At 72.6% G+C, this 10,891-nt stretch carries 8 protein-coding genes; 1 reads left to right on the top strand and 7 read right to left on the bottom strand.

All coding sequences use genetic code 11. The features are described 5' to 3' along the window. The first annotated feature begins 148 nt into the window (after positions 1-148). Positions 149-2,131: an elongation factor G gene (locus BG452_RS31855; RefSeq protein ID WP_188307830.1), complete on the top strand. Its 1,983-nt coding sequence runs from the start codon at positions 149-151 to the stop codon at positions 2,129-2,131. A gap of 131 nt (positions 2,132-2,262) precedes the next feature. On the opposite strand, the gene BG452_RS31860 is transcribed toward BG452_RS31855, so the two are convergent. The 7 genes from BG452_RS31860 to BG452_RS31890 all read right to left on the bottom strand — a co-directional run. Beyond that, a complete protein-coding gene (locus BG452_RS31860; protein WP_188307831.1) occupies positions 2,263-3,894 on the bottom strand; it encodes an AMP-binding protein in 1,632 nt (543 codons plus the stop codon). Positions 3,895-4,032: 138 nt separating this feature from the next. After that, entirely contained in the window at positions 4,033-4,272 is a 240-nt protein-coding gene (locus BG452_RS31865) for a chaplin (protein WP_188307832.1), read from the bottom strand. A 92-nt stretch (positions 4,273-4,364) separates the two neighbouring features. Next, the gene (locus BG452_RS31870) at positions 4,365-4,694 is read right to left on the bottom strand and encodes a hypothetical protein (protein ID WP_188307833.1); all 330 of its coding nucleotides are present in this window, start codon (positions 4,692-4,694) and stop codon (positions 4,365-4,367) included. Further along, positions 4,691-7,267 carry an Hsp70 family protein gene (locus BG452_RS31875; protein WP_188307834.1) on the bottom strand — a complete coding sequence of 859 codons (2,577 nt, stop codon included), beginning with the start codon at positions 7,265-7,267 and terminating at the stop codon, positions 4,691-4,693. The genes BG452_RS31870 and BG452_RS31875 overlap by 4 nt, the downstream gene beginning before the upstream one ends. 31 nt (positions 7,268-7,298) lie before the next feature. Further along, positions 7,299-8,123, bottom strand: a complete 825-nt coding sequence (locus BG452_RS31880) for a nucleotide exchange factor GrpE (protein ID WP_188307835.1) — start codon at positions 8,121-8,123, stop codon at positions 7,299-7,301. After that, on the bottom strand, positions 8,120-8,545 hold the full coding sequence (locus BG452_RS31885; protein ID WP_188307836.1) for a hypothetical protein: 426 nt from the start codon (positions 8,543-8,545) through the stop codon (positions 8,120-8,122). The genes BG452_RS31880 and BG452_RS31885 overlap by 4 nt, the downstream gene beginning before the upstream one ends. Positions 8,546-8,673: 128 nt before the next feature. Beyond that, on the bottom strand, positions 8,674-10,891 hold a 2,218-nt coding region (locus tag BG452_RS31890), incomplete at its 5' end, for a hypothetical protein (protein ID WP_223243016.1).

The following is a 10,891-nucleotide window of genomic DNA, read 5'->3' on the forward strand; positions in this document are numbered from 1 at the left end:
CGGTCATTCGTCAAGTTCTGTTAGAGTGAGGCCGGTTGGACCATCAGGACTCGCCGCCGCCAGACACGCAAGGAGAAGGACGTGCCCCGAAAGATCCGCGTTGCTCCGGTTATCCGTACGAAGACCGAAGAACTAGGGGAACTCCGTCTTGTCAAGCGTGAACATCGGAATCCTGGCGCATGTCGACGCCGGTAAGACCAGCCTGACCGAGCGACTGCTGCACACCGCCGGCGTCATCGACCGCGTCGGCAGCGTCGACCGCGGTGACACCCAGACCGACTCGCACGAACTCGAACGCCAGCGCGGCATCACCATCCGTTCCGCGGTGGTGTCCTTCACCGTCGGCGACGTGAAGGTCAATCTCATCGACACTCCCGGCCACCCGGACTTCATCTCCGAGGTGGAACGGGCCCTCGGCGTGCTCGACGGCGTGGTGCTCGTCGTCTCGGCCGTGGAAGGGGTGCAGGCGCAGACCCGGCTGCTGATGCGCACGCTGGTCAGGATGCGCATGCCGGTGATCCTCTTCGTCAACAAGATCGACCGCATGGGCGCCCGGTACGCCGACCTGCTGGACGAGATCCGCTCCGAGCTCTCGGCCACCGTCGTGCCGCTGACCAGGGTCGAAGGGCTCGGCACGCCCGAGGCACGCGCGATCACCCGGACCATGGGGCCGGACGATCCGGAGTTCGCCTCCGAACTGGCCGACATCCTGGCCGAGCACGGCGACGACTTCCTGGTCCGCTACCTCGACGACGAGGCGTCCCTGAGCGTTCGGGACTACACCGAGGAACTGGCCCGGCAGGCCCGCCAGGCCCACGTCTACCCGGTGTTCTTCGGCTCGGCCGTGGCCGACGCCGGCATCGGCGCACTCGTCGACGGGATCACCAGGCTGTTTCCGGTCGATCACGGCGGCGCCGACGGCACGCTCCACGGCACCGTGTTCAAGATCGAACGCGGCTGGGCGGGCGAGAAGGTCGCCTACGTGCGACTGCGGACGGGCACGCTCGGGCCACGGTCGAAGGTGTCCGTCTTTCGGAGCGACCAGCACGGCGCGGTCGTCGAACTGCCCGGCCGGACCACCGTGGTCGAGGTATTCGACCGGGGCTCCGCGGTGGTGGAGGAGCAGGCCCGGGCGGGTGACATCGCCAAGGTCTGGGGGCTCAAGGGCATCCGGATCGGCGACCGGCTCGGCTCCCACGAGGGGCTGGACGGCGAGCACCTGTTCGCGCCGCCGAGCCTGGAGACCGTGGTCCGGCCGGCCCGGCCCGGTGCGATGCCCGAACTCTACGACGCGCTGTTGCAGTTGGCCGATCAGGATCCGTTCATCAACGTCCGCAAGGACGACGAGGAACAGGAGATCTCCGTCTCGCTCTACGGCGAGGTGCAGAAGGAGGTCATCGCGGCGACCCTCGCCGACGACTACAAGCTGGACGTGGTGTTCGAGGGCACTCGGATCATCTGCGTCGAACGCCCGATCGGGGTCGGCGAGTCGGTGGAGGAGATCGACTACCGGAGCAAGACCTTCTTCTGGGCCACGATCGGCCTGCGGGTCGAACCCGGGGAGCCGGGCTCGGGGGTCGTCTTCCGCCGGTCGGTGGAGCTCGGCTCGCTGCCGCACGCCTTCCACAAGGCCGTCGAGGAGGCCGCCCGGGCGACCCTGCGGCAGGGGCTGAACGGCTGGGAGGTGCTGGACATCCTGGTGACGCTGACCCACTCCGGGTTCGCCAGCCCGGTCAGTGCGGCGGGTGACTTCCGCAAGCTCACCCCGCTGGTGCTGATGAACGCGCTCAAGCAGGCGGGCACGCAGGTCTTCGAGCCGGTCAACCGGTTCGAGCTGGAGGTGCCGGCCGAGAGTGTCAGCACCGTCCTGCTGAACCTGGTGGAGTGCGGTGCGACCCCGGAGACGACCCGGGGGCAGGGCAGCAGCTGCCTGGTGGAGGGGACCGTTCCGGCCCGCACCGTGCAGGAGTTCGAGCAGCGGCTGCCGGGGCTGAGCCAGGGCGAGGGTGTGCTGGTGACACGGTTCCACAGCTTCCAGCCGGCCGTCGGCCCGGTGCCGAGCCGGCGCCGCACCGACCTCAACCCGGCGGACCGCAAGGAGTACATGCTGCGGGCGTTCGGCCGGATCTGACGGGACGCCACAAGGGCCCGACCACGGCTCCGGTGGTCGGGCCCTCGGCCGTCACGGCGGCGGTGTCCGTACTGACCGCGGCACCAGGACGGCCCGCCCCGATCGGGGCGGGCCGTCGGCGTTCGAGCGGGTCAGAGGCCGAGGATCCGGACGGCCAGCTCGCGCATCTCGACCTTGCGGATCTTGCCGGTGACCGTCATCGGGAACTCCTCGACCACGTGCACGTAGCGCGGGACCTTGAAGTGGGCCAGCCGCCCGGCGCAGTACGCGGCCACGGCCTCGGCCGTGAGCGGCTCGGCGCCATCGCGCATCCGGATCCAGGCCATCAGCTCCTCCCCGTACTTGGCGTCGGGGACACCGATCACCTGCACGTCGAGGACGTCCGGGTGGGTGTGGAGGAACTCCTCGATCTCGCGCGGGTAGAGGTTCTCCCCGCCGCGGATCACCATGTCCTTGATCCGCCCGGTGATGGCGAGGTAGCCCTCCTCGTCCATCACCGCGAGGTCGCCGGTGTGCATCCAGCCGGCCGCGTCCACGGCCTCGGCGGTGCGCTCGGGCTCGGCCCAGTAGCCGAGCATGACGGAGTAGCCACGGGTGCACAGCTCGCCGGGTTCGCCGCGCGGGACGGTACGGCCGGTGGCCGGGTCGACGACCTTGACCTCCAGGTGGGGGCCGACCCGGCCGACGGTGGAGACCCGGCGCTCGACCGGGTCGTCGGTGCGGGTCTGGGTGGAGACCGGTGAGGTCTCGGTCATGCCGTAGCAGATGGAGACCTCGGACATGCCCATCCGCTCGATGACCTCCTTCATCACCTCGGCCGGGCAGGGCGAGCCGGCCATGATGCCGGTGCGCAGGCTGCCGAGGTCGTGGCGGGCGAAGTCCGGGTCGGCGAGTTCGGCGATGAACATGGTCGGCACGCCGTACAGCGAGGTGCAGCGCTCGGCGGCGACGGCGGCCAGGGTGGCGCCGGGCTCGAAGGACGGGGCGGGGATGACCACGCAGGCGCCGTGCGAGGTGGCCGCGAGATTGCCCATGACCATGCCGAAGCAGTGGTAGAAGGGCACCGGGACGCAGATCCGGTCCTGCTCGGTGTAGTCGAGCAACTCGCCGACGAAGTACCCGTTGTTGAGGATGTTGCGGTGTGACAGGGTCGCGCCCTTGGGGAAGCCGGTGGTGCCCGAGGTGTACTGGATGTTGATCGGGTCGTCCGGGGCCAACTCCCGCTGCCGGGCGGCCAGCCGGGCGGGGTCGGCGGCGCGGCCGACCGCCAGGACGTCGTCCCAGGCGGGGCTGCCGAGCAGCAGGACGCGCTGCAACTCCGCGCAGCGCGGCCGGACTTCCTCGATCATCCCGGCGTAGTCCGAGGTCTTGAAGCGCTCGGCGGCGACCAGCAGCCGGATCCCGGCCTGGTTCAGCACGTACTCCAGCTCGTGGGAACGGTACGCCGGGTTGACGGTGACCAGGATCGCGCCGAGCTTGGCGGTGGCGTACTGGGTGAGCGTCCACTCCGCGCAGTTGGGGGCCCAGATGCCGACCCGGTCGCCCTTGGCGATCCCGAGGTCCAGCAGGCCGAGGGCCAGCGCGTCGACGTCGGCGGCGAGCTGGGCGTACGTCCAGCGGCGGGCGGTGGGGCGGTCGACCAGGGCGTCGCGGTCGGGGAAGGCGCGCACCGCGCGGTCGAGGTTCTCCCCGATGGTGTCGCCCAGCAGTGGGACGTCCGCGGTTCCGGAGGCGTGGCTGCGCTGGGCGGGCGGTGTCGGCACGGGCTGGCTCCTGGGTGCGACGGTGCGGGACAGGGATCCATGCTCGCGGTCCCGGGCCCGCGCCGCCACCCCCGAACGGGGGTACCGACACGGCGCCGGGGCCGCCCGTCGGATCGACGGACGGCCCCGGCGCGCGGGTCAGGCGTTGATGCAGGTGTTGCCGAAGGCCGGGTTCAGGATGGAGATGATCCCGATCGAGTTGCCGCAGACATTGGCCTCGAGGTTGATCGGGATCTGGATCTGGTTGCCGGAGAGCACACCCGGCGAGCCGAAGGCGACACCGTTGGCGGTGGCACTGCCGGCCGCGGCCGTGCCGGCACCGGCGAGCACGGCCGCCGCGGCGAGCGCGGTGGCGGCGAGGGTGGTGCGAATACGCATTGCGTCACTCCTTGTGAGGGTGGCGAACTTCCGTGTGACGATCACACTCGCACCGATCGAACTCGACGGCAGGCCGGGAGCGGCCGGATTGGTCATTCGGAGGGCGTGTCGCCCTCCGACTCCCCCGGCGCCGGGCTCCGCTCCGGCCCCGGGGATCCGGCCACACTCAGTGATTCCAGCAGCTCCCGGGCCGGTTCCAGCCCCGGTTCGGCCGCCACTGCGCGGTGCAGCAGTCCGAGCGCGAGCGGCCCGTCCCCGGCGGCCAGGGCGTCCAGCGCCCGGTTGTAGTCGATCCGAGCGGCGTAACGCAGCCGGAACAGCACGCTCAGGTCCTCCCGGCAGGACGGGCAGCCCAGCGACTGCCAGTCCGCCGGCACCTTGCACAGCGGGCAGATCACCTCGGGGAGCGTCTCGGTGGTCATCGCGGACCCGCCTCCTCCGGACGGACCGGGCCGAGCGACTCGGCGGCCGGCTCGCTGCCCAGCTCCCGCTGCGCCTGCGCGTACAGGGCCAGAAGGTTCGACATGTGGGTGTTGACCGCCTCCATGTTGGGCGCCTCCACCGCCTCGTCCAGCCCGCGCAGCTCCGCCATGATCCGCTGGGCCAGGGCCGGCGAGATCATGTTCTGGCTGACGTACACGTTGCACATGGTGAGCATCCGGAAGGTGTGGCCGAGCGCGTCGCACAGCTCGTCCGCCTTCTGGGCCGCGCGCATCGCGCCCTCCCAGTCGGCCGCCTCCCGGCGCAGCCGCAGCTCGGCGGCCACCGAGCGCAGCCGGTCGAGGTCGCTCGGGTCCAGGTGCTTCTCGCAGTAGTGGATGAACAGGCTCAGGTACGCCTCCGAGCCGCGCACCCAGCGCTGGGCCTTGAGCTGGCGCTGCGCCCGCTCCAGCGCCTCGTCCACCGACTGGCCGCGGGTCTGGCCGGCCGCCAGGTCGTCCAGGGCGTCCATCAGCCGCTGGGCCTCGCGCATCTCGGCCTCGGTCAGCTCGCCGCCCCAGCGGTCGGTGAAGGTCTCGATCTGCCGCTGCTGCTCCTCGACCTGCACCTTCAGCTCGGGGTCGAGGGTGACCCGCTCCAGCTTGACGGTCTTCTCGCCGCCGCCCTGGATCCGGACCGACAGCGTGATGGTGCGGTCCCGGTCCAGGCCGAAGGCGACCTCCACGCCGGTCCGGCCGCCGAGGCCCTCCGGCAGCCGCAGGGTGAGGTGGCCGATCAGCTCGTTCTGCTGGGCGATCTCGTGCTCGCCCTCGTAGACCGCGATCTCCAGCCGCTGGCGGCCGCTGCCGGAGACCACGAACTCCCGGCTGACCGGTGAACTGGTCGGGTAGCTGGTGTTCTTGGGGATGATGACGGCCAGCCGGCCGTCGTTGAGCTCGATCCCGAGGTTCTTCGGGGTGATGTCGAAGGGGTTGGTGACCTGCATCAACTCCCCGCAGCCGGCGCAGACTTCACTGCCGGGCGGGTTGACGACCGAGCAGGAGGCGCAGCGCAGGCCGACGTCCTCGGCGGCGGTGGAGGCCACCCTGGTGTTGCCCGGGGCGGCGGAGTTGAGCGCCTCGCCGCACAACTCGCAGGCGGTGACGCCGGGGGCGGCCGGGGTGCCGCACTGCGGGCAGTTGTCGCCGCGCAGCGCGGTGGTGGCCTGGGACTGCCTGGGGATGGTCGTCCCCGTCCCGCCGGCGCCTGAACCGGCCAGGGACTGGCCGCACTTGGTGCAGTCGGCGGCCGCCGCGTCCACCGGGACGTGGCAGGTCGGGCAGGACACCCGGTCGCCGCCGAGCAGGGAGGTCGCGCAGTTGGCGCAGTTGGAGGCCGAGAGGTCCCCGGGGGCCCGGCACTCGGGGCACTCCACCTCGCCGACCAGGGCGGACTGCACGGCCGCGCCGAGCGCCACGCACTGCATCGGGTTGACACCGCGCTTGATCCGGCGGGTGCCGAACACCTCGCCGAGCCGCCGCTCCACCAGCGGGATCGCGGTCGAGCCGCCGACCAGCACCACCTCGTCGATGTCCCCGACGGTCAGGTTGGCCTGCATGATGGCCTTGTGGGTCAGCTCGATGGTCCGCTCGATCTGGGCCTCGATCAGCTCCTCGAAGCGGGCCCGGTCGAACTCCGTCTCCAGCACCAGCTGTCCGGCACCCAGGCCGGGGAGGATGACCTCGGAGGCCTGCTGATTGGAGAGCTCGATCTTGACCGTCTCGGCGGTGGAGGCGATCTTCGGGCGGTCCCGCAGGTCGGGCTGGTAGTCGGAGCCGTACTCCTCGCGGATGTCCTCCAGCAGGGCGCTGGTGATCGCGCGGTCGAAGTCGTCGCCGCCCAGCAGGTTGTCGCCCTCGATGCCGAGCACCGAGACCGAACCGGGCACCAGCAGCAGGATGGAGATGTCGAAGGTGCCGCCGCCGAGGTCGTACACCAGCACGGTGCGGCCCTCGTCGCCGGCCTCGGTGGTGAGCCCGTACGCGAGCGAGGCGGCGGTCGGCTCGTTGATGATCCGCAGCACGTGCAGGCCGGCCATCCGGCCCGCCTCCTGGGTGGCCGCGACCTGCCGCTCGCCGAAGTACGCGGGGACGGTGATGACGGCCCGGTGGAAGGGCTCGCCGATGCGCTGCTCGGCGTCCTCCTTGAGCCGGTGCAGGATGATCGCGGAGATCTCGATCGGGGTGTAGGAGCGACCGTTGAACCAGACGTTGACGTCGCCGTCGGTGCCCGCGGTGACCTTGTAGTCGATGTCCTTGAGTGCCGCCTGCACCTGCGGGTCCTTGAACTTGCGGCCCATGAAGCGCTTGACCGAGCGGATCACGTTGGCGCCGTCGATGGCGATCCGGCTGCGCGCGGTCGAGCCGACCAGCAGCTCGCCCTTGCGGCCGCTGCCGACCACGGAGGGCGTGGCCTCCTGGTTCTGCCGGTTGAAGATGATCTCCGGCGCGCCCCGGCGCAGGTGGGCCACCACGGAGTTGGTGGTGCCCAGGTCGATGCCGAGTGTGCGGTACATGTCGTTCCCCTCTTGCCCCTCGTGGTCCTGGCTACTTCTTGCGCTTGGCCCGCTTGGCCGGCCGGCCCGCCGCCGCCGTCTTGGCCGCTCGACGGGCCCGGGGCGGGACCGGCCTGGCCGGGGCCTCGCCGGCGACGGCCTCGGTCGCGGGGGCCTCCGGGTGCCCCGGTTCCCCGGGCCCCGCGGGGTCCTCGGGCTTCTCGGCTTCCTCGGCTTCCTCGGCCTGTGCCGGCCCCCCGACCGGCTCCTCGACCGGCTCCTCGACCGGCGCCGCGGCCGGCCCCCCGACCGACGCCGCGAGCGGCTCCGCTTCAGCGGGCTCCGCGTACCCGTACACCCCGAGCCGCGGGTCCTCGACCGGCGGCAGCGCCGACTCCGGTGCGGCGACCACCACCTGGGCCCGGCGCAGCACCTCCTGCTCCCAGAAGAACCCGGTCACCACCGTCTGCAGCACCGTCTCCGGAGCCACCCCCGGCCGTACCTCGGTGCCGACGATCTCGGTCAGCGCCGGGTCCGCCGCCAGCCCGTCCAGCCGCATCGGCCGCACCCCGGCCTTGGCGAGCCGGCCGAGCAGCCGCCGCCGGGTGGCCTCCAGCCCGGCGCCGCGACCGTGGGCGACCAGCTCGCGGTCCAGACCGAGGGCGGCGAGTGCGTCGTCCACGTCGACCAGGACGCCCAGCAGTTCGCGCTGCGCGGCCCGGGCCTGCTGCTTCTGCTCTGTCAGCTTGTTGCCCAACAGTGATGCCCGGAAGAGCAGTTGGGTGAACTTGGCCTCCAGGTCGACGGACTCGACGCCCGACGGGACCTCCAGCCGCTGGTGGCCGGTGAGCGGGGATGCGGTCGGTGCGTCGGTCATTCCGGGACCTCGATCTGCGGCAGCACGGACAGGTCGGCCGCGTAGCGGGTGGGGACGGGCGGTTCGGGGTCGGCACCGCCGGGTGCGGGTTCGGCGAAGTCGGCGGCGGCCTCGGCCCGGTGGAGGGCCAACAGGTCGGGGGCCGGCGGCAGGCCGGGGCGCTCGATCACCAGCAGCGGTTCGGCGAGCGCGGGGGCGAGCAGCCCGGCGGCCTGGTCGACCGGCTCGGGCGGCAGCGGCTGTTGGAGGTCGACCTCCAGGCGTCGGTCCGGGTTGCGCAGCAGGGCGGCGGCGTCCTGGATCTGCTGGCGGCTGTAGCGGCCCGCCTTCAGCGCCTTCCCGACCGAGAGGTTGATCTCGCGCACCCCGGCCGTGAGCGGGATGCCCAGGACCTCGTACGGCGACGGTTCGTGCAGTGGCATGGCGGGCGGTCTCTCTCCTCACGGCTCAAGCGGATCGGAACTACCGGCTCACGGACCGGAATCGGGACGGGACGACGGCCGGGCGCGCGCACGTGCTACGACGACGACGGCCGCCCGGTGGTTGCCGGTCAGCGGCGGTTGAGGTTGTTGATGCGTGTCGCCAGGGCGCGCAGTTCGCGGTCGTCGGGGTTGTGCTGGAGGGCCATGGCGATCGCCCCCTGGGCTTCGTAGTAGCGGCCGTCGTTGGCCTGGGCGACGGCGAGGGAGCTGAGGACGATGCCGAGTTCGTTGTGGATCTTGGCCTTGTCCTCCGGCGAGGCGGCCAGCTCCAGCGCCTCCTTCAGCAGCCCGGTCGCCTCCAGGTACCGGCGGCGTTCGAAGAGGCCGATCGCCTCGCCGCGCCAGACGCTGACCATCAGCCGGCGGATGTCGGGCGAGTTGTCGTAGGACTTGGCCTTCTGGAGCATGGCGGCCTGGGCGAGGAACGGTTCGTCCTGCATGTGGTCGATGACGTGGTTGGCGAGCATCACCGAGATCCGGCGGGTCGCCTCGGTGCCGGCCCGGGTGTAGTCGCCCTCCCAGTCCGGGTCGATGTCCAGGGCCGAGGCCATCCGCCGGATGGCGGTGTTGCTGTCGTCGGCGAAGGCGGCCGAGCGGGCGAGCTGGCGCAGCACGAAGGCCAGGCCCCGCCGGTTCTCCGGGTCGTCGTCGAGGTCGATCAGCTGCTGCCACATCTCGACGGCTTCCAGCAGCTCCGCTTCGGAGGCGTCGACGCGGCTGAGCTGGCCGGCCCGGTTGCCGAGGGCGGCCCGCAGGAAGTGCCGGGCGGTCGGGTCGCCGGGGGCGAGTTCCTGGCTCTTGGCCAGCAGCGCGAGGGCGCGCGGGTAGTCCTTCTCCTCGTTGTTGATCTTGCGGGCCCACTGGGCGTAGGTCGCGCCGAGGTCGCCCCGCACCTCCGGGTCGTCCGGGGCCAACTCGAAGGCCTTCTCCAGCAGTTCGGCCGCGCCCTGCTGGTCGTCCACGGTGCTCTTCAGCAGGGCGCGGGCGGCCCGGACACCGGACTCGGCGGCGATCCGGGCCACGTCGGCGGGCAGCACCACGCCGGGGACGGCACCGGCCCGGGCGAGGCAGTCCAGCGCCTCGCGCCAGTCCTGGTTGCGGTGGTGCTCGCGGGCCTGGCTGACCAGGGACGCGCCGAGCAGCGAATGCCAGGCCGCGCCGCGCGCGCCCTCGGCGACCGCGTCCAGCGCAGCGACGGCGGCCGCCTGCCGGCCCTGGAGGTGCAGGTACTGCTGCGGCCCGAGCGCGCCGAACAGGCTGAGGGCCCGGCCCAGCGCGGGCGTGCCGGGGCCCGCGGCCCGCCGCCAGGCCCCGACGGCCTGCTGGTAGGCCTCGCCCCAGCCGGCGGTCTCGGGCGCGGCGCGCAGCAGCCCGTCCAGGGTGGGGCCGACCACCAGGCGGCGCGCGGGGCGGCCGGGCAGGGTGATCCGGACGTCCTCCTGGGCGAAGGCGTCCGCGGCCTGGGCCTCCATGCCCAGGCGCAGCGTCCAGGCGGTGGTCTCGTCGCCGGTGCGCCCGGCGGCGCGGTCGACGGCGCGCAGGTCGTCGCGCAGGCTGTCGATGACCGCGGCGCGGGCGGCGGCCGTGCGCTGGGGGTCGGCCTCGCGGCCGGTGATCCGGGCGGTCTCGGCCCACAGCTCCTCGCCGTGCAGGGCGGCGACCAGGCAGCCGAGCGTCCAGGCCCAGACCTGCTCGTCGGGACCGTCGGGGCCGTCCGGTCCGCCGGCCGTCTCGCTCTCGCTGGAGGCGGAGGCAGAGGCGGAGGCGAAGCGGTAGCCGGCCAGGCCGACGGCGTGCAGCAGCCGGGGGTGGGCCGGGTCCTTGAGCAGCAGCTCGCGGTAGCCCCGGTAGGCCTCGCCGTGACGGCCCTCGACGGTGTGCTGGTGGGCCTCGTGCTCGCCGAGCAGCACCAGCGCGGCGGCCGCCTGGGGGTGGCCGGGGGCGAGGGCCAGGGCCTGGCGCAGGTCGCCGGCCGCCCGTCCGGGCTGATCGGCGGCGAGGGCGGCGCCGGCCCGGCGGACCAGGACGGCGGACCGGACGGTGCCGGCGTCCTCCGGCAGGTCGGCCAAGGCCTCGTCGAGGCGGCCGAGTTCGGCGCGCAGCAGGGCGAGGTCGAGCCGTACGGGTGCGGCGTCGTCGTCGCCGAGTGCGTCGGCCCAGGCCGCCAGGACGGGTTCGGCCTGTTCGGGGGTACCGGCCCGGCGGGCGCAGTCCAGGACGGCGCGCAGTGCGGGGCCGGCGCAGCGTATGCAGCGCGGCGAGCCGGCCTCGGCGGGGGCGTGCAGG

This window comes from Streptomyces sp. CBMA123, assembly GCF_014596465.1.
In the GTDB taxonomy this organism is placed as follows: domain Bacteria; phylum Actinomycetota; class Actinomycetes; order Streptomycetales; family Streptomycetaceae; genus Kitasatospora.